The sequence below is a fragment of the Kaistella sp. CFF1-2 genome (assembly GCF_059509915.1).
The window spans coordinates 158,820-179,455 of sequence record NZ_JCAKLF010000001.1; the positions used below are offsets into that span (position 1 = coordinate 158,820).

At 34.8% G+C, this 20,636-nt stretch carries 17 protein-coding genes; 10 read left to right on the forward strand and 7 right to left on the reverse strand.

Features of this window, described 5'->3' with window-relative positions:
- Nucleotide 1 precedes the first annotated feature (1 nt).
- Complete coding sequence (locus AC5XHR_RS00760; protein ID WP_495948859.1) at nt 2-1,903, forward strand: SusD/RagB family nutrient-binding outer membrane lipoprotein; 1,902 nt, start codon at nt 2-4, stop codon at nt 1,901-1,903.
- 90 nt (nt 1,904-1,993) lie between these two features.
- Here the strand turns inward: AC5XHR_RS00760 and AC5XHR_RS00765 are convergent, their stop codons facing one another.
- The 3 genes from AC5XHR_RS00765 to AC5XHR_RS00775 all read right to left on the reverse strand — a co-directional run bounded on the left by AC5XHR_RS00765 (nt 1,994) and on the right by AC5XHR_RS00775 (nt 5,303).
- Nucleotides 1,994-2,770, reverse strand: a complete 777-nt coding sequence (locus AC5XHR_RS00765; RefSeq protein ID WP_495948860.1) for a 3-keto-disaccharide hydrolase — start codon at nt 2,768-2,770, stop codon at nt 1,994-1,996.
- 110 nt (nt 2,771-2,880) lie between these two features.
- Complete coding sequence (locus AC5XHR_RS00770) at nt 2,881-4,155, reverse strand: aminotransferase class I/II-fold pyridoxal phosphate-dependent enzyme (protein WP_495948861.1); 1,275 nt, start codon at nt 4,153-4,155, stop codon at nt 2,881-2,883.
- 107 nt (nt 4,156-4,262) lie between these two features.
- The gene (locus AC5XHR_RS00775) at nt 4,263-5,303 is read right to left on the reverse strand and encodes a PLP-dependent cysteine synthase family protein (RefSeq protein ID WP_495948862.1); all 1,041 of its coding nucleotides are present in this window, start codon (nt 5,301-5,303) and stop codon (nt 4,263-4,265) included.
- Nucleotides 5,304-5,510: 207 nt separating this feature from the next.
- Here AC5XHR_RS00775 and AC5XHR_RS00780 point away from each other — a divergent pair, with 207 nt between their 5' ends.
- The 5 genes from AC5XHR_RS00780 (at nt 5,511) to AC5XHR_RS00800 (ending at nt 13,556) form a co-directional block, all read left to right on the forward strand.
- Nucleotides 5,511-9,014, forward strand: coding sequence for a glycosyltransferase family 117 protein (locus tag AC5XHR_RS00780; protein ID WP_495948863.1), 3,504 nt, complete (start codon nt 5,511-5,513; stop codon nt 9,012-9,014).
- A gap of 93 nt (nt 9,015-9,107) precedes the next feature.
- A complete protein-coding gene (locus tag AC5XHR_RS00785) occupies nt 9,108-9,644 on the forward strand; it encodes a DUF1697 domain-containing protein (protein ID WP_495948864.1) in 537 nt (178 codons plus the stop codon).
- Between the two features lie 43 nt (nt 9,645-9,687).
- Nucleotides 9,688-10,497: a 3-deoxy-8-phosphooctulonate synthase gene (gene kdsA, locus AC5XHR_RS00790; RefSeq protein WP_495948865.1), complete on the forward strand. Its 810-nt coding sequence runs from the start codon at nt 9,688-9,690 to the stop codon at nt 10,495-10,497.
- Between the two features lie 18 nt (nt 10,498-10,515).
- Complete coding sequence (locus AC5XHR_RS00795) at nt 10,516-12,741, forward strand: TonB-dependent receptor plug domain-containing protein (RefSeq protein WP_495948866.1); 2,226 nt, start codon at nt 10,516-10,518, stop codon at nt 12,739-12,741.
- Between the two features lie 35 nt (nt 12,742-12,776).
- Complete coding sequence (locus AC5XHR_RS00800) at nt 12,777-13,556, forward strand: hypothetical protein (RefSeq protein ID WP_495948867.1); 780 nt, start codon at nt 12,777-12,779, stop codon at nt 13,554-13,556.
- 128 nt (nt 13,557-13,684) lie between these two features.
- Here AC5XHR_RS00800 and AC5XHR_RS00805 read toward each other — a convergent pair whose 3' ends face one another.
- The 3 genes from AC5XHR_RS00805 to AC5XHR_RS00815 form a co-directional block, all read right to left on the reverse strand.
- A complete protein-coding gene (locus tag AC5XHR_RS00805; RefSeq protein WP_495948868.1) occupies nt 13,685-15,055 on the reverse strand; it encodes an MATE family efflux transporter in 1,371 nt (456 codons plus the stop codon).
- Nucleotides 15,056-15,135: 80 nt separating this feature from the next.
- Complete coding sequence (locus tag AC5XHR_RS00810) at nt 15,136-16,320, reverse strand: sigma-54-dependent transcriptional regulator (RefSeq protein WP_495948869.1); 1,185 nt, start codon at nt 16,318-16,320, stop codon at nt 15,136-15,138.
- Nucleotides 16,321-16,388: 68 nt separating this feature from the next.
- A complete protein-coding gene (locus AC5XHR_RS00815; protein ID WP_495948870.1) occupies nt 16,389-17,057 on the reverse strand; it encodes a YggS family pyridoxal phosphate-dependent enzyme in 669 nt (222 codons plus the stop codon).
- 103 nt (nt 17,058-17,160) lie between these two features.
- Between AC5XHR_RS00815 and AC5XHR_RS00820 the strand changes: the two genes are divergently transcribed.
- Genes AC5XHR_RS00820 through AC5XHR_RS00835 form a run of 4 tightly spaced genes read left to right on the forward strand, consistent with a single transcriptional unit; the run spans nt 17,161 to nt 19,763 of the window.
- Complete coding sequence (locus tag AC5XHR_RS00820; protein WP_495948871.1) at nt 17,161-17,676, forward strand: hypothetical protein; 516 nt, start codon at nt 17,161-17,163, stop codon at nt 17,674-17,676.
- A 14-nt stretch (nt 17,677-17,690) separates the two neighbouring features.
- Nucleotides 17,691-18,335 carry a hypothetical protein gene (locus AC5XHR_RS00825; RefSeq protein WP_495948872.1) on the forward strand — a complete coding sequence of 215 codons (645 nt, stop codon included), beginning with the start codon at nt 17,691-17,693 and terminating at the stop codon, nt 18,333-18,335.
- Complete coding sequence (locus AC5XHR_RS00830; protein WP_495948873.1) at nt 18,335-19,132, forward strand: sensor histidine kinase; 798 nt, start codon at nt 18,335-18,337, stop codon at nt 19,130-19,132. The genes AC5XHR_RS00825 and AC5XHR_RS00830 overlap by 1 nt, the downstream gene beginning before the upstream one ends.
- A complete protein-coding gene (locus AC5XHR_RS00835; RefSeq protein ID WP_495948874.1) occupies nt 19,119-19,763 on the forward strand; it encodes a response regulator in 645 nt (214 codons plus the stop codon). The genes AC5XHR_RS00830 and AC5XHR_RS00835 overlap by 14 nt, the downstream gene beginning before the upstream one ends.
- Before the next feature lie 185 nt (nt 19,764-19,948).
- On the opposite strand, the gene AC5XHR_RS00840 is transcribed toward AC5XHR_RS00835, so the two are convergent.
- Nucleotides 19,949-20,626 carry an SIR2 family NAD-dependent protein deacylase gene (locus tag AC5XHR_RS00840; RefSeq protein WP_495948875.1) on the reverse strand — a complete coding sequence of 226 codons (678 nt, stop codon included), beginning with the start codon at nt 20,624-20,626 and terminating at the stop codon, nt 19,949-19,951.
- Nucleotides 20,627-20,636: the final 10 nt, after the last annotated feature.

Sequence of the window (20,636 nt, forward strand, 5' to 3'; positions counted from 1 at the left end):
CATGAAAAATAACATATTTAAAATTATCGGACTTTCTATCTTACTAGTTGGAGCTACGGGATGTAGTGAGTTTGATGAAATGAATGTAGATCCCAACGCAGTAGAAACTGAAAAGGTTTTACCGGAATATTTTCTAAATAATTCCATTATTGGTGCGCAAATGAATCCTGAAGTTGCAGAAAGAGCATTTGTATTGTATTGGAAAACAGCAGGAAGACAACAGTATTCAACTGGTATTGCCGGTGGTTCATACGATGATGGTTGGTCATCCAATTACTGGGGCTATGTTTCGACCTGGTTACGTAATGCTAATAACGCAATTAATATGGCGGATGAGCGCCAAGAAAAAGGTACAGCACAAGTTCACAATGAAAACATTAAGCAAGTCGCTAGAATCTGGCGAGTGTATTTAATGAGCGAATTGAGTGATAATTTTGGTTCTATTCCGTTGGATGGATTCAAAGGATATAATCCGGAATTCAATTCAACAAAGGATGCTTATTATTTCTTCTTGGCTGAGTTAAAAGACGCGGTAGGCAAAATTGATACCTCGGTTGCTAGGTCAGAAGAATTGAAAAAAGAAGACCCCGCATATGGATACGATTGGGATAAATGGATTCGTTATGCAAATTCGATGCGAATGAGGCTGGCAATGCGTTTATCGGAAGTTGATGCGGCTAAAGCTAAGTCTGAATTTGAAGCAGCTGCAGCTACTAATAAATTTATATCAACAAGTAGCGAAAATTTTTCGGTGCAAGAAAAAGATGGTTGGGACGATTTAACGGGAGTTATGTCTCGTGGATGGAACTCTCAAATCATTTCTTCGACACTTAATAACTTATATGTAGGTTTAGGTGGAGTAAATTCAGCTGATCAAGTTTCTGCAGAAATGAAACCTTATGTTAAAGCAGAAGATTATATCGGACTTTATTTTCCAGACCAACTTCCGCTTTTAACTAATGATCCTTCAACAGGGTATTGGCTTGACGGAATTCCAAATAAAATGGATCCAAGAGCGTTTGCAAATTTCTTTGTGGTAGGTGATACCAACAATGCAAATTATCCTGCTATGTATAAATATACGGATGCAGAGTACGTTAGAAATTTCGTTTATGCAGATGGTAGCATAGAGAAAGTAAATGTGAAAAATTCATGGAATGCTTATACTATCGGATCTTGGGGCGCTAAGCTCAGTAGAAATGGAGCTCGAGGTGTAGCAGGATATACGCCTTCTGTAGTTCAAAAATACAGAAACAGTACCCAAAAAAGAGTTTTCTTTGGTAGCTGGGAAAGTTATTTACTTATTGCTGAGGCTTCTTTAAGAGGATGGGCGACACCAATGTCTGATGAAGCTGCTTACAATAAAGGTGTAAAAGAAAGTATTGATTACAATGGGGTTGGACAATATTATGGATCGTACATTGCTTCAAATACATTTAATAGAAACGGTACTTCTGCAGCCTATTCACATACGACAGAACCTGGTGCTTCGCATACCATGAATTTTGTTGATGGAAGAACAAAAGTTGCGGGAACGGCTCAAATAAAATATCCTGTAAATACAATTTATAAAAACGGTAGTGTAAAAAATGATAAGCTTACTAAGATTATTACTCAGAAATTTATTGCAAATACACCTTGGTTGCCTCTTGAAGGTTGGAATGATCATAGACGATTGGGATTACCATTCTTTGAAAACCCAGCTGTAGAACAACCTTTACCTAACATACCAAATCTTAATTCATCAAATTATATGACAAACTCGGTGAAAAACTTCCCTCAAAGATTGCCATATCCTAGTACATTTAGAAATAGCGATCCTGTGGGTTATGCTCAGGCTGTTTCTTTATTAAATGGTGAAGATGCCGTATTAACACCGCTTTGGTGGGCGAAGAAGAATTAATTTTTTCAAATACTATTTAAATGAAACTCCCTTCTAAATTTAGAAGGGAGTTTTTATTTAAAATGATCATTAAGAATAAGTATATCAATATTATAATTCTCGTATCCATATATTTCGAAAGCTAATGGGTTTACTTGGATCATTGTGAGCTTGCAATTTGATAGGAGAAGCGCCGTGAGAAATTGCATATGAAGATTTACCAATATATTGAGTAGGGCCTTCTAATTCAATATTGTTCTGAATTAAAATGCCATTAAGATAAACATTAACTCGTGCTTTGTTAAGAACTATTCCATCTTTGCTAAAAACAGGTGCAGTCCAAACAATATCATAGGTTTGCCACTCGCCAGGAGGAAGTGTAGGATTGCAAAGTGGAGGGAATTGCTTGTAGATGCTTCCTGCCATTCCATTTACGTACGTTTTATTCATGTAAGAATCCAAAATTTGCAATTCGTAACCAGGATCGCCTTTGCCTAGAGATGCTAGAAAAACACCACTATTTCCTTTTAATTGTCCATTTTCAGAGATGTTTTTAGGTATCATCCATTCTAAGTGAAGTTGATAATTCGAAAACTTTTTCTTTGTTTCAATATTTCCTGCTTTTTTATTTACAGTGAGAATTCCTTTGTTCACAGTCCAATTTGCTGGTTTGCTGTTGTCATTATTAGAAACCCATTCGTTCAGGTTTTTTCCATCAAAAAGAATGTAGGCATCGGAAGGTGGTTTTTGATAGACAACATTTCCAGGAGTTACTTTTGGCGGTTCTGGCGTCCATATTTCAGTATCTTCAGGTTTTGCATTCTGAGCTGCAATGCTGACACCAAGGAATACAAAACAGAAAACAGGATAGGTGAATTTATTTCTCATTTGTGATTTTGCTTTAAGTAACACGAAAATAGGAATATTTTTCATCAAATATTTAAAAAAAAAGGGATGCAAAATTTGCATCCTTTAATATTTTTTTGAATTGTAATCTATTAAATAGGCTTAAATTCTAAATTTTGATCTGCTAAAAGCTTTTCTGCAGCTTCTTTGTAGAAACCGTTGACCAACTTATCGTGGATTGCTTCAAATGCCGCAAGTGTTTCGTTGATTTCTGCATCGGTGTGCGACGCTGTTGGAATTAATCTCAACAAAATCATTCCCTTAGGAATTACTGGGTATACTACAACTGAGGTGAAAATTCCGAAGTTTTCACGAAGATCTTTAACAAGAAGTGTCGCTTCAACTGGTGATCCTTGCATCATTACTGGTGTAACACATGTGTTGGTATCTCCAAGGTTGAAACCTCTTTCTTTCAATCCGTTTTGCAGTTTGTTTACATTTTCCCACAATTTCGCTTTGATTTCTGGACGACTTCTTAGAAGTTCCAATCTCTTTAAACCTCCGATTACCATTGGCATTGTCAAAGATTTAGCAAAAATCTGAGAACGTAAGTTGAACTTCAAATAACGAATAATCTCTTTATTTCCAGCGATGAAAGCTCCAAAACCAGCCATAGACTTCGCAAATGTTGAGAAGTATACATCGATTTGATCTTGACAACCTTGCTCTTCACCAGCACCAGCACCTCTTTCTCCTAAAGTACCGAAACCATGAGCATCATCAACTAATAATCTGAAGTTGTATTTGCTTTTAAGCTCGCAAATTTCTTTTAGTTTTCCTTGTTGGCCTCTCATTCCGAAAACACCCTCAGTGATTACTAAAATTCCACCTCCGTTTTCTTCCGCAACTTTTGTCGCTCTTTGAAGATTTTTCTCTAAACTAGCGATATCATTATGACGGTAAGTAAAACTTTTACCCATGTGCATTCTAACACCATCTACGATACAGGCGTGAGAATCTACATCATAAACAATCACGTCGTGACGGCTAACCAATGCATCAATCGTTGATGTCATTCCTTGGTAACCAAAATTCAATAAATACGCTGCATCTTTTTCAACAAACTCTGCCAATTCTTTTTCTAATTGAAGGTGCTGATCTGTTTCACCAGACATTGCACGAGCTCCCATAGGGTAGAACATTCCGTATTCTGCAGCGGCATCCGCATCTGCTTTTTTTACTTCGGGATGGTTACAAAGTCCTAAATAATCATTAGCACTCCAGAAGATTACTTCCTTACCTTGAAAGATCATTCTCGGTCCTATAGGTCCTTCTAATCTTGGGAAAATAAAATAACCTTCACCGTAATCAGCAAATTGCCCTAATGGTCCAGGATTTTGCTTGATTCTGTCAAAAATATCTACCATTGTATAGTTGAGTTGTTTAAATAATTGTTAATTAGGTTGCAAAGGTAATTAAATTTACCTTAAAACAGAAACCTCCTGATAATTTTCAGGAGGTTAAAGAATTTGATTTATTGTTTGCAATATTCTACGTAAATAGCGTCGTCGTACTTGCTGTGTTCACCTTCGGTGAAACCTTGTTCCGACATCCATTCGTCGCTATAGACTTTGGTCATGTAACGAGAACCATGATCTGGATAAATAAGAACGACCACATCATCCTTTTTAAAAGGATTTTCAGCAGCATATTGAAGTAATCCTTGAGTAACTGCTCCAGTAGTATAACCTCCTAAAATTCCTTCTTTCAAAGCGATTTCACGAGTTCTATAAGCTGCGTCTTCATCATTTACTCGGACAAATTCATCGATTTGATCAAATAATAACGCCGCTGGGATAAGATTTTTCCCCATTCCTTCAATTTGGTAGGAATGAATATCGTCTTCGTTGATTTTTCCTGTATCAAAATAGCCTTTCAAAATAGAACCATCTGCATCAACACCGATGATTTTAATATCTGGATTTTTCTCCTTTAAGTATTTTGCTGATCCTGATAACGTTCCACCTGTTCCTGTACAAGCAAATAAATGTGTTACTTTACCTTCCGTTTGATCCCAAATTTCAGGACCTGTCGTTTGATAATGTGCATCAATATTTAATTCGTTAAAATATTGGTTGATGTAAATAGAATTCGGAGTTTCAGAAGCAATTTTTTTCGCTACTTCATAGTATGATCTTGGATCATCTGCTGGAACTGACGCTGGACAAACATAAACTTTAGCTCCTAAAGCTTTCAAATAGGAGATTTTTTCTGGTTTGGTCTTATCACTTACGGCTAAAATACACTGATATCCTTTTAAAATAGAAACCATGGCAATAGAAAACCCAGTGTTTCCTGAAGTTGTTTCTACGATAATAGAACTGGGGTTAAGAAGGCCTTTTTTCTCGGCATTCTCTATAATGTGAAGTGCGATTCTGTCTTTTGTTGAATGCCCTGGATTAAAACATTCCAACTTGGCATACACCTCTGCAGGAATGGATTCGGTAACCGAATTTAGCTTTACTAAAGGCGTATTACCAATTAATCCAAGAATATTATTGTAAACATTCTTCATCTTTATTACTAACTCTTAAAACGACTGCAAAAGTAAGAAAATTTTTACTTTTATGTGTAACTATTCATAATTAATTCAATATGCAACGATTTATATCAACAATTATGTTCGTTTCAATCTAAACCAATTTTTCCGTATCAAATTTTTCATAAAACGCCGATAAACTGATTATAAAGTATTATTTTTGGCCTCAAAAGTTTTAAATTTATGAAAGACTGGACATTCAAGAAGTGGAATACGATCTTAGGATGGGTGATTTTTGCGATTTCATTTATTGTTTATCTCTCCACCATTGAGCACAATTTTAGTTTTTGGGATACTGGAGAATATATTTCTTCGGCAGTAAAACTAGAAGTAACTCACGCTCCTGGTGCAGCTTTATTTCAACTCGTTGGTGCAGTTGCAGCGATGCTCGCTTTTGGAGATGGACAAAAATATGGACTAATCATTAATGCTCTATCTGCTTTGTGTAGTGCGTTTACCATTTTGTTTTTGTTCTGGATCATCACGCATTTAGTTAAAACTATTTACGGAAATATTAAAGAATCACTAACTAAAACAGATGAATGGGCTATTTTCTTCTCGGGAGTTGTTGGAGCTTTGTGTTTTACATTTTCGGATACGTTCTGGTATTCAGCTGTAGAAGGAGAAGTATACTCGATGGCTACGATGTTTATTGGACTTTTAGTTTGGTTAATCACAAAATACGAAGATGAATTCCATACGGAACATAATGAACGTTGGATTATCTTAATCTTCTTCTTAGTTGGATTATCTGTGGGGGTTCACATGATGTGTATGTTGGCGATTCCAGCAGTTTGTTTGATTTTCTACACCAAGAATTACGAATTTTCTTGGAAATCTTTCATTTATGCGAATCTCGTTACGCTATTGATTTTAGCATTAGTTTTCAAATTTATTTTCCCATTAATCATGTCGTTATTTGGGAAATTGGAAATATTTGCCGTTAATGGTGTTGGTTTACCATTTAACTCAGGAACTATTTTAGCATTCCTAATCCTTTTAGCAGTATGTTATTTTGGTTTGAAAAGAGCTAGAAAAACAGGAAAAAGAATCTACCAGACGATTGCTTTATCTTTGATTTTTATGATGATTGGTTTCTCTTGTTGGTTGGTGATTCCGATTCGTGCTAACGCAAATCCGCCAATGAACTTAAATAATCCAGATAACGCCATTGGTATGTTGGATTACTACAACCGTGAACAATACGGTGATTGGCCAACTACCTACGGACAAAACTATACGGCGCATTTGGATAACAATGGTATCGAAAGAAATGCAGATGGAAGTTATAAAACTCAAAAAGATGGTGGTCTTCTAAAGTTTGGTGATATCTACGAAAAAGATGAGCAAACAGGTGAATATCGTAAAGTAGGAGAGCGTTTCAGCTATGTGTATAACCAAGCGCATGTAAGCTTTATGCCAAGAATGTTCAACGAGGACAAGCAAGTCATGGCGAATTATATTTCCATGTATGGTGCACCAGATTTTACGTTCAACTATGGAAATACAGAACTTGCAGATAATCCTCAAGCACAGGAAGTTTTTGATCAACTTCGTAAAAAGTACGAAGATAAAACCATTACCATTGATGATTATTTAGAAGCTAAAAAATACGATTTAATCAATGTTCAGAGACCTTCATTTGCTCAGAATTTAGATTATTTCATTACCTTCCAAAACGGATATTATTTCGTTCGTTATTTGATGTGGAACTTCGTTGGAAGACAAAATGACTTAGAAGGACAAAACGAAAACACGCGTGGAAACTGGATTTCTGGAATTTCATTTATTGATAATGCATTGTGGGGAAATCAAAAAGATATGCCAGCGATGTATTCTAATGAAAGTACGGTGAAGTTTTTCTTCTTACCATTAATTTTAGGTTTAATCGGATTGTATTTCCAAGCGAATAGAGATTTCGGAAGATTTTACGCCATTTTATCGTTGTTCATTATTACCAGCGTCGGAATTATCTTTTATACAGGTGTGAAACCATTTGAACCTCGAGAACGAGATTATGCGATGGTTGGTTCCTTTTTTGCCTTTGCCATTTGGATTGGTTTAGGAGCGGGCGCTGTTTTATATTTCCTTTATTCAAAAGTGAAGAAAAGCACGGCTGTTTTAATTGGTGGAGTCGCTTTATTGGTTGTTCCTTTGATGATGGGCTTCCAAAACTACAATGCTCATGATCGTAGTAAGCGATATGCGGCGTATGATTATTCGTATTCGGTATTAAAGTCATTAAACAAAAACAATATTTTGTTTGTTTACGGGGATAATGACACGTATCCAGTTTGGGCGATTCAAGAAACGGAAAACTTTAGAGATGATGTTAAAGTCGTGAATTTCACATTAGCATCAACGCCTTGGTATATTGATCAAATTAAGAGACAAACGTATTCTGGTCCTCCAGTTCCGTCCATACTTGAACATAAAGATTACCGTGATGGAACGAATGATCAGGTGTATGTTTTCAAAAAATCCGATTGGGAAGGTCTTTTTGGATCTTTAAAAGAAAGAGGATTACCAGAAAACTCATTTTCATCATTTAGAAAGTATTTAACACAAGATTCTATGTCTATCAAAGACGCGGTGAACTTCTTGAAAATAAAATCTACAGAAAAAGATGATATTCTTAAAATGCTTTTTGGTGAAGACAAATACGAGCGTTTTAACTTCTTACCAACAAGTAAACTTGTTATTCCGGTAAACAAAGCCAATGCAATTCAATCAGGAATTATCAAAGCTAAAGATGCAAATCTTGCGGTTGATCACATTACGATCGATTACAGAAGACAAAGCATGTTTAAAAACAATTTGATATTAATGGATATTTTGGCCAATTTCGATTGGAAACGTCCTATTAATTTCTCTTCTGGTGGGGTTTACGATGATGAAAATATCTTCTATCTAAACGATTATTTGCAGTTTGATGGATTTAGTTATCGATTAGTTCCTATCGAAACTAAAGAAAAAGAAAGTGGTGAAATGGGACGTGTTGATGGTGAAGATTTGTATCGAATTGTGAAAAATTATCGATGGGGTAATTTCAAAGATTTGAATGTTCACTTTGATGAGACGTGTACCCAAAATATTGTGAGCTACAGAAGTTCTGTAAGTCGAGCGGCAGATGCTTTAGCATTGAGTGGTCAAAAAGGAAAAGCCGTAGAATTACTAGACCTTGCAAGTCGTGAAATTCCGATTGCGAAATACGATGATGCTCGTTCATTAAGTTCTATGGTGTATGGATATATCATTGCAGGACAAGAACAGAAAGGTTTGAAACTTGCTGAAGACCTTAAAAAAGGAACTTTTAGAGAATACGATTATTACAGCAGTCTTTCAAAAGATGAACAACGCTTTGCAGGAAGACTATTACGTTCAAAACCTTTTGAATATTCATTGATTGTAAGTTCTGTTGTAGAAGCATATACGAAGCTAGGTCAGAAAGACAAAGCGTATCAGTACATTGTTTCTTCGATTGAGCCTATTGATAAACGGTATAATGAGTTTATCAAAAATCTTGAAGCAATGGGGAAAGAAAAAGCATTAATTGAGTCGGAAAACGTTCAAAAAATTGCGCCTTTCTATCAGTATTTGTTCGAAGTGATGAAGCCTTTTGATTCTACGTACGAAACGGAAAAAATGGATCAAATTACAACTCAAGTCATGAAAGCAACTCAATAAGAAATACATAAATTAAAGCGGACTTCGGTCCGTTTTTTTTTGCAATTTTTTCACCTTATCTTTGTATTAGAAATTGAAATAAGAAATCAATCAATGAACGAATCTGCTAAATATTGTGCGTTTTTACGTGGCGTAAATGTCAATGGAATGGCCATGAAAATGGCGGATGTTTGCAATGTTTTTTCAAAAGCAGGTGTTGAGAATGTATCTTCGGTTTTGGCTAGCGGAAATATTCTTTTCCAATCTGAGAAAACCGTATTAGAATTAAAAACGACTTTAGAAAACGCGATGTCAAAAGCTTTCAATTATGAGGCTTTTCTTTTTGTAAAATCGGAAAAGGAGCTAAAGAAAATATTAGAGAATAGCCCATTCGAAAAGAATAAAGAGTGGCATTCCTACGTTTTTATTGCGGAAGAAAAAGAAAGCCAAGAAATTTTGGAGGAATATGAACTTTGCAGTCATCAAGAAAATGAAAAGGGAAGTCGTGTTAACTCAACATTTTATTGGCAAATTCCAAAACAAGAAACGCTAAACTCTGAATTTGGAAAAATTTTGGGTAAGAAAAAATTTAAAGATAAATTTACTTCTCGAAATATAAACACGATTGAAAAGATTGTGAAGAAGTTTTAAATAAGAAAAAAATATAGTTTTAACAATATATAAATGAATTAAAATGCTATTAAACGTAGATAAAATACATCATCGCGATTCTAAGAATTTTTTCTTAATCGCTGGGCCTTGCGCTATTGAAAATGAAGAAACGCCTTTTGAAGTTGCCGAAAAAGTAGTGGCTTTGTCCAATCAGTTCAACATTCCGTACATTTTTAAAGGATCGTTCAAAAAGGCTAATCGTTCTCGTGTAGATTCGTTTACGGGAATTGGAGATGTAAAAGCTTTAGAGATTATCAAAGCGGTTGGTGAAAAATACAATATTCCAACGACGACGGATATTCACGAAAATGAACATGCAGCTTTAGCGGCTGAATATGTTGATGTTTTGCAAATTCCAGCTTTTCTAGTTCGTCAAACCGATTTGTTAATCGCTGCTGCTAAAACAGGGAAAACGGTAACCTTGAAAAAAGGACAGTTTCTTTCGCCAGAATCCATGCAATTTGCGGTTCAAAAAGTGATCGATTCAGGAAATGATAAAGTAGGAATTATCGAACGTGGAAATTCGTTTGGATATACGGATTTAGTCGTAGATTTTAGAGGAATTCCGGTGATGCAAAATTACGCTCCTGTGATTTTGGATATCACGCATTCTTTGCAGCAACCTAATCAAAGTTCTGGCGTTACAGGCGGACGTCCTGAACTTATAGAAACCATCGCAAAAGCAGGTATTGCAGTAGGAGCGGATGGACTTTTCATCGAAACGCATCCTGATCCAGCACATGCGAAATCAGATGGTGCGAATATGCTTAGTTTGGATTTGCTAGAACCACTTTTAGAAAAACTAACCCGTGTTAGGGAAGCCATTATTTAATATTATATTTTTTCCGCATTGAAAAAAATTAGCTTTTTAGTTCTCGCGTCGCTTCCCATCGCATTTTATGCGCAAAAGGATAGTACGAAAGTTCATAATATTCAGGAAGTCGTTTTCCAAAAAAAGACGAATGCATTTAAATCAAACGATCTTACGACGGTTAAGATATCCGCTAAAGATGCGCAGCAAGTGGCTTCAATTTCTGGTGGTGTAGAAGGTTTGTTGAAATCACTTCCTTCTGTAAATTCCAACACAGAACTTTCCTCTCAATACATGGTTCGTGGCGGAAACTATGATGAAAATCTAATTTACATCAATGATATTGAGTTGTATCGTCCGTTTTTAATTCGAAACTCGCAGCAAGAAGGTTTAAGTATCATCAATCCAGATATGGTTTCGGTGGTGAATTTTTCGGCTGGTGGTTTTGAAGCTCGATATGGCGATAAAATGGCTTCGGCACTTAATATTTACTACAAGCAACCGACCAAATTTGAATTGGCTGGTGAAGCGAGTTTAATTGGCGGACGTTTATCTACTGGTTTTGCAACGAAAGATCAGAAATTATCTGCTATGATTTCGGGACGGTATCGAAACACGAATCTCATTCTAAATACAATGAATGAAGATACCGATTTCAACCCGAGATATATGGATTTCCAATCGTTTATTAATTATCAAATCAACGATAAATGGAAAGTCTCATTCTTAGGAATTTATTCGAAGAACGATTATGAGATGATTCCGAAACAAAAGGACATTGATTTTGGAAGTTTGCAACAGCCTATTCGTGTAAGTGTTTTTTATGATGGTAAGGAAGATGATAAGTACCGAAATATGATGGGTACGGCGTCAGTTCACTTCAAACCGAATGAAAAATGGAGTTTTAGCTTGGACAATTTCGCGTATCATAATAGAGAACGAGAATATTATTCGATTGCTTCGGCGTATTTAATTCAAAAATTTGATCCTCAATCGGGTGATCCAATTCCAAATTACGATGCCGGTGGACAAATCGATCATGCTCGTAATGATTTAATGGTAAAAACCTACGGCTCACAACTTCGTGCCCGTTTTTCACCAGATGTAAATACCGATATTGAAGTAGGAGCAAAGTTTGAAAAGGAAAGTCTAAGTGATTTAACCAATGAATGGCAATTAATAGATTCCATGGGCTACAGCACACCTAAAGATTTTGTTTTGCCTGGTGCTTTGGATTCTTCAGATTTAAGTTTAAAATATCATGTTTCTGGGGCAAATAAAATTAATCCTACTCGAATTTCAGCCTATGCGCAGTTTTCCAAGAAGTTTTTCTGGGGAAGTTCAAAAGCATTTTTAAATGCGGGAGTTCGTGCGCAGCATTGGGATTTTAATGATGAAACATTGGTAAGTCCGAGAGTTCAATTCGCGTTAAAACCAGATTGGAATGCAGATATGCTTTTCAGAATTGCCGGTGGCGTGTATTATCAAGCTCCATTTTATAAAGAAATAAAAGATCTTTCGGGGGATTTTAATTCGAATATCAAGGCGCAACGTTCGTATCAATTGATTTTAGGAAACGATTATGAATTTGAAATGGCTGATCGGCCGTTAAAATTAACAACAGAGGCATATTACAAGAAAATGGATCGTTTGATTCCGTATTATATGGATAATGTTCGAGTTCGGTATTCGGGCGAAAATAATGCGGAAGGATATGCCTACGGAATTGACACAAGATTGTTTGGACAATTCGTTCCTGGAGTTGATTCTTGGATCAGTGCAAGTTATGCACGTGTTTATGAGAATATCAACAAATTAGGAAATATTCCTAGACCTACCGATCAACGCTTGAGGTTATCGATGTTTTATCAAGATTATATGCCGAAATTTCCTAGTATGAAGGTGAATTTAACTTTGGTTTATGCAAGTGGATTACCAACGGGAACACCGATTACGATTGATCCTTTGACACAGCAACCTGATTTCACCGCGCATTATAACTATCAAAAACGATTACCATCGTATAAACGTGTTGATATCGGAATGTCCAAAGTTTTTATCGATCAAGATGAACATAAAGCGCATGGGAATTTCTGGGGTAATTTTAAAGAATTGACGTTAGGAGTTCAAATATTTAATGCCTTTAACATCAACAATACCGTTGCGAATCAATGGATTTCGGATGTAAGTTCGGATGCTGTTTATGCAGTTCCAGTTCGATTAACAGGACTATTTTTTAATGTTAAATTAGAATTCAAACTTTAATCAAATTCATTGTAAAACAAGTTAGACAGCATTATATGACAAACCTACTTTCACAAGGGGAAAAAGATTTTATTATTGAGGATTCTAAAAATCCTGATTACAAAAAAGATAATCTTATATTTCATGGTTTTCGTAAAACAGATGTAATGCAAGTTTCACCGAGTACAGGGCTGATTTTATTTTTTGGAGATGAAAATACTGGCTTTAAACATTTTCATGAAAGGCACTCAAACACTAGTTTGAAGCCATTTTGGAATGAAAAAAAGAAGCTAGATGTACCTTCAAAATTTAGCAATAGAATTATTCCTTTTTTCCATTATTTAAAAATTGCAGATGAAGTATTTAAGAGTGAGAATTTAAATTTAGAAAAGAATACAAGTAAGAATAATTTTGATCTATACATTGGAGAATGTCGCATATGTGGCGAGGTCCAAAAATATAGATTATTACTGTACAAAGAGACAACAATAATTCACAACTTATATCCTGAAACTAATATAAGTAATCTCAAATTAAATACAAGTAGTTATGCACGAGGTGCAGTTTCTTTCGAATATGATTTTGACAATTGTAAAACAAGTTTAACTATTCCCTATAAAAACTCTAGTAATGAGATTATTTTTGAAATAGTAATTATATTCCTAGAATATGACAATGAAAAAATAGTTCTAATTAGAAAATATGATAATGGAGTAATTATTAAAGAAAAACAGATTGAAAAATCTAAATTCGATCATTCAACGAATCCTATCCAATTATTTTCAAATCAATATGCAGATTTAAGTAAGTATGAATCAAAGTTCGGAAAATTATAATCTGGAAATATGTAGAATTTATTTTAAATTAGAAAACATAGGCACATATATAAGCTGTCGATCTCATTATATTTTTTTGCTAAGTTATTTATATAAAACAAAAAGCAGAAGTTTAACTTCTGCTTTTTTTATGTGTATTTTTCTGAATTTTCGATTCGTCGTTTGGTTAAATCATGGAAACGTTTCACCAATAAAACGGCAGAAATGGAAAGTCCAATTCCTAAACCAATCCACATTCCAATAGCACCCATTCCTTGGATATAACATAGGTAATATCCTAGCGGAATCGTAATAATCCAATACGCTATAAACGTGATTACGCTCGGGATTTTCACATCTTGAATACCACGTAAACATCCTAAAGTAACCACTTGAATTCCATCTGAAAGTTGAAATAAAGCAGCAATAATCAATAATTGAGAAGCCAATTCAATAACATGAACTTCTGAAGAATCGGTAAAGAAAGTGGGCAGAATATTCCGAGCAACGATAAAAATAAGTCCAGCGAAAATCATCCCAATAAAAACAATTTTAATATTGTTTACACCCACTTTTCGGAGCTCTACAAAATTTCGTTCGCCCATTTTATTTCCAATTAAAACCGTTGAAGCAACACCCAACCCAATACATAAATTAAAGGTAAAAGACGCCATGCTTAAGGCAATTTGATGCGATGAAATATCTTTAGCGCTGACCAAACCACAAATGAAAGCTGCTGCTGCAAAAGCCGTTACTTCAAAAAACATTTGTAGGGAAGTGGGGACTCCTATTTTAATCATTTTGTTGAATAATGCTTTGGAAAACAAACTGATTTTTAAGCTAAAATTCTTGAGATATTCTTTTGTTTTGGCTTCTTTTTGCATGACTAAAAATAGAAATACAACCATGAAAACTCGAGCGATAAAGGTTGCCCAAGCTGATCCTGCAACGCCCATTTTCGGGAAACCAAATAATCCTTGAATTAAAATATAGTTTAAAATAATATTAATAATGTTTGCAATGATAGTCGCTTTTGTGACTCCAATAGTGTAGGATAGACCTTCCGAAACCTCCCGAAGCGTTTGAAATCCCATAAACGGAATAATACTAAATGCCATAATCGTTAAGTACGTAATGGTATCGGGAATAATTTCTTTGGGTTGATTCATGTGATTCAACAAAGGCATTGCCGCTAAAAGCAATAACATCAATAAAAAGCCAACCGTCATATTAATCACAAAACCGTGACGAAAAATACTATCAATTTGTTTTTTGTTTTTCTGAGAATTCGCCTCTGAAACAAGCGGTGGAATCGCAAGTGACATTCCCAATCCAAAAATGAATACACTAAAAAACACTCCGTTTCCAAGGGAAACAGAAGCTAACGCATCGGGACCTAAAAGTTTTCCAACAATAATATTATCGAATAAGTTTACTGATACTTGCCCTAATTGGGTAAGCATTACAGGTGCAGCTAAAGTTAAGGTTCGTTTGGTGTATTCGGGGTCTAAAAATGCCATATAAAATGTTTCAATCTTTCCAAAAAGAAAGTTTGCGGCAAAATTACCGCAAACTTTCCATTTAGTATGTTATGTTACTATTATTTTCTTACAAAATTTGCAACATCCTCTGCAGATACAGGAGAACTTCCCAAAATAATTAAACGCTCAACCACATTTCTAAGTTCACGGATATTTCCCGTCCAAGAAAAGGCTTGAAGTGCTTTAATTGCAGCAGTATCAAACTGTTTCATTGCCGTTCCTTGCTCATCTGCAATTAGCTTTGAGAAATGCTCAACAAGCAACGGAATATCCTCTTTACGATCATCCAATGGCGGTACATAAATCTCAATAACAGAAAGTCTGTGGTACAAATCCTCACGGAAACGTCCTTCATCGATTTCCTTTTTCATATTCTTGTTAGTTGCAGCAACTACACGTACATCAACACGGATTTCTTTATCACTTCCAACTGGCGAAACTTTGCTTTCTTGTAATGCTCTAAGAACTTTTGCTTGTGCAATAAGGCTCATATCACCAATTTCGTCCAAGAAAATAGTTCCGTTATTAGCTAACTCAAATTTTCCAGATTTATCTTTAATCGCTCCTGTAAAAGAACCTTTAACGTGTCCAAATAATTCGGATTCAATTAATTCTGAAGGAATTGCCGCACAGTTTACTTCAACCATGGGACCTTTAGATCGCTCACTTTGCGCATGAATTGCATGAGCAACCAATTCTTTTCCGGCACCATTCGGGCCTGTAATTAAAACTCGAGCATCCGAAACCGCCACTTTATCAATCATATCCTGGATTTTCTTAAGCGCGGGGCTTTCTCCAATCATTTGATATTTCTTGTTGACTTTTTTCTTCAGATTTTTGTTTTCTGATTGTAGATTTTTGTTTTCACTTCGAAGATTTCCTTTATCTAAAGCGTTTTTAACACTCGTAATCAATCGATTAATATCAATTGGTTTCGAAATAAAGTCGTAAGCGCCTTCTTTAAGACAATCAACTGCCGTATCAATATCTGCATGACCAGAGATCATTACAAACGTTTGATCTGGTTTTAAAGCTAAACTTTGCTTCAACAACTCGGTTCCTGAAAGTTTCGGCATTTTAATGTCTGAAATAACCAAACTAAAATCGTCTTTTTCTATATTTTTATAGCCTTCTAAACCATCTTCGGCAATGATGAATTCGTAATCGGGAAGTTCATCACTTAAGATGCTGTGTAAGACTCCTGAAATTGCTTTTTCGTCTTCTACAATCAGTATTTTCTGCATAATATGTATTGGGATAGTATTATTTTCAATGTTGCTATGAAGCAGCAAAAATTGTTCCTAACTGTGTTTTAGAGGTTTTGATAGTTACGTTGACCAAAAATGGCAGAACCAACTCTGACAGAATTGGCACCGCATTCGATTGCTAAAGGAAAATCATCACTCATACCCATGGAAAGAACGTCTAATTTTTTCTGAATGGAAAGTTGATCAAAAAGTCGTTTTAGAAATTGAAATTCTCTTTTCACTTGCTCTTGATCATTGGTGAAAGTAGCCATGCCCATTAGACCTATAATTTCAACGTTTGGAAATTCACCTTGAAGATAGTTTAGAAATAATTCTTTGGTTTCTGAAACTTCCAATCCTGTTTTCGAATCTTCTTCCGCAATTTTTACTTGCAAAAGAACGCTTATTTTTCGTTGATTTTTCTCTGCATGTTTATCTATTTCACGCAAAAGTTTTTCAGAATCAACACTTTGGATCACACTTACAAAGGGCGCAATGTATTTTACTTTATTCGTTTGCAAATGTCCAATTAAATGCCATTGAATATCTTTAGGAAGCAGTTCATACTTTTCAACCATTTCCTGAACTTTGTTTTCGCCAAAAACTCGTTGTCCAGCATTGTAAACTAATTTTACAGCTTCGGCGGGATGCGTTTTAGAAACAGCAACTAATTGAACGTTAGCGGGTAATTGATTTTTTATCTGATGATAATTTTCAATTAAATCTTGTGACATAAACCTATAATTTTTTCAAAAACAATAAAAAGGGTGAAAATCCCTATTCATCTTTTCAAATATATGTTAAATTTGATAAAAACTAACTATAAAAACAAATACTATGAATGCAAAAATCCATGTAAAATCCATGTTGAGTGTAGCATTGTTATCTTGTGCTGTTATTTCATGTGCAAAAGCAGAAAAAAAATCGCAAAGTGAAGAAAAACCGGAAGTTTCAGCAGCTTATAAAGAACATCTAATTGATCGAAAATTAGCTAAAACTTTGTCTACAGAATACGAAAATGGAAACTACAAATTAATTAATGCAACTCGAAAAGAACCAGATTCTAAGGAAGTATATTATGATTTGGAAGTGTTAGAAGGTTACATTGCCTTTGTCAAGGCAGAAGCCGCTAAGAAGGGAATTAAAAATCCAGGAATTAAATTCGTAATGGGGCAATATCCAAAAGATCAAATTATTGATCGTAGACAAGAAGAAATCTACAAAGGGTATCAAACCTCCTATTTAAAACCGGTAGAAAATATTAACGTTGCAAAAGCACAATCGGGAGGCGACGATGATGGAATGGGAGATGTACCAGGATTAAATTTTGGAACTATTTGTCCTCCTAGATAAATTTAAATGAAATAATGTCAATACAATGGGGGTTATTGGTCAATTTAATGGAGATTCTCTTATTAATTGGCGTCATACATTTTAGAAAAAAATTAGGTAAGGAAATTATATTTTTTATTATTTCCCTAGTATTTATCGTCATAACCGAAACAATTTCAAGTTATATTGGAATTATTTTACATAAAGACACGATACTCGTTTTTAAAATAGGTATTTTTTTACTCGCCTTTTTCTTTCTATTTTATTATTACTATCAATTATTTGAGACTCCTCTGGCTAAAAAACTACAAGGCATTGTATTGGTATTATTCGCACTGAATTATTTTTTATCAATCCTTTTTGTGCCCAATTTTTTTAAGGTTTTTCCCAACTTTACTTATTTTATTGAGTGTATATTACTGTTGGCAACCTTCGGAATTTTTCTCTATGAAACATTTCAAACGGAAAAAATTCTGAGTATTACAACCTATTATCCTTTTTGGATTACGGTTGGATTGTTTATTATTTATATCTGTTTGTTACCTTTATTACTCATAAGTAGTGTCGCGCAGGATGCTATGGATATAGGAATTTTTAGAGGAATTTTGTTGTCAATCAATATAATTGGTTATTCAACAATGATTATAGGTCTCTTTGTGACAAAAAAAATAGATGCTTGATGGCTTTTGGAAACGTCGAAATCTTAATCATTTACTCTACCATAATCTTTTTTATGGTCGTGTTAATGTTTGTCTTGGTGTATCTTTTTTTCATTAAAAAGAAGTCGCAATTACTTTTATCAAAAGTTGCTCAGAAAAGTAAATTTGATAAAGAGATTTTAAGCACGGCAAGGGAAGTTCAAGAGCAAACCTTATCGAATATTGGTCGTGAATTGCATGATGATTTAGGCCAAAAATTATCGGTAGCCAAAATGCTGAATAGTCAGTTAATGAGTAAGTCTGAACCCAATCTTCATCAAGATTTAACCGAGATTAATGAGATTATTGGGGAATGTATTCAGGATATTCGGAATCTATCGAAAATTTTTATTTCGGAAAATGTTGAAAGTTTTGGCTTAGTTGAGTCACTTCAATTGGAAGTAAACCGCATCAATAAACTCGATCATGTGAAAATTGAATTTCAACATCCACATGAAGAAATCAGCTTGGATCCTAAACATTCTTTAATTCTTTTTCGTGTAATTCAGGAGCTTTTGAACAATTCTTTGAAACATTCTCGAGCGCGAAGAATAGATTTATACATCAAGGATTTGCCATCAAAACTCGAAGTTTTTATCAAAGATTATGGTAAAGGTTATGATATGGAGTCAAAGAAGAATGGATCGGGATTAAACAATATTCAGAATCGTATGCATTTAATTAATGCGCAGATAACCACAAGTTCTGCCGAAGGTTCGGGAACTGAAAATGTAATTATTTATCCAAAACGTACGGAAGAATCACATGGAAACAATTAAAATAGCCATAGCCGACGATCATAAGTTGGTGTCGAAAGCCATTGAAAATATGATTTCGTCTAATGAAAAATTAGAGGTGTTAATTAATGCAAATAATGGAGAAAATCTTTTAGAAGAGATTGAAAAGGCGGAAGTTAAACCAGAAATCGTTCTAATGGATATCAACATGCCTTTTAAGAATGGCATTGAAGCCACCGCTGCACTTTCCAAAACGCATCCTGATATTAAGGTAATTGCATTGACTATGGAAGATCAAGAAACGACCATTATTAAGATGTTAAAGGCTGGAGCTAAAGGATATTTGTTAAAAGATATGTCGCCAGAAATCCTTTTTGAAGCCATTGAAATGGTGCATAGTAAAGGGATTTTTTATACCGATATTGTTACACAAACCTTATTAAAACTTAGAACTGAAGAGATTTCTTCGGATAAGTTAATTGCGGAATTAAAAGATCGTGAACTCGAATTTATTCGTTTTGCATGTTCAGAATTAACGTATAAAGAAATCGCAGATCGCATGAATTTAAGTCCAAAAACCATTGATGGGTATCGTGATTCTGTTTTTGTAAAACTGGACGTAAAAAGTAGAGTAGGATTAGTCCTTTTTGCCGTGAAGCACAACATGTGCTAAAAAGGGTGTTTTTCCTCTTTTTTGGTGAAGGCAAAAAGATCAAATTTGTATTGAAAATGTAAACGAACTCTTAAAACAAGTTCAACACAAATGATGAATTTATAAAACTAAAACCTGAAAACCAGACAAATCATTCAGCCAAAACTGAATGATTTGTGTTTTTATAGGATTTAATATCACTTAGTTTATTTTGAAATTAATTCTTTAAGTTTTTTCATTCCTTCGGTTGCACTCAACTTAAAAAAGCGAGAATCGTCGGTATAGGTGTTTTCTAAATGTGGGTCAATCACAAACAACTCGCACGAATCAGGAGTGTAATTTAAAAGTCCAGCCGCAGGATAAACTTGTAACGAGGTTCCGATAACCAATAAAATATCGGCGTCAGAAACTTGTTCTATTGCTTCATCCATTTTAGGAACCATTTCGCCAAACCAAACAATATGTGGACGAAGTTGATTTCCATTTTCATCAGCATCACCCAAATTCAAATCTTCAGTCCAAGGAAGTACCGGTTCATCTTGATTGTGAGGTCGAACTTTTCTTAATTCGCCATGTAGATGAATGACATTCGTAGAACCAGCTCTTTCATGCAAATCATCCACATTTTGAGTAATAACCGTAACTTGAAAGTCTTTTTCAAGTTCGGAAATGATTTGATGCGCCAAATTGGGTTGAACTTCATTCAACTGTCTACGTCGCGCATTATAAAAATCCAAAACCAATTGCGGATTTCTTTGGAAACCTTCGGGACTCGCTACATCTTCGATTCTGTGGTTTTCCCATAAACCGTTGCTATCTCGAAAGGTGCTAATTCCACTTTCTGCCGAGATTCCGGCACCGCTTAACACAACTAATTTCTTCATTTAAAATCTG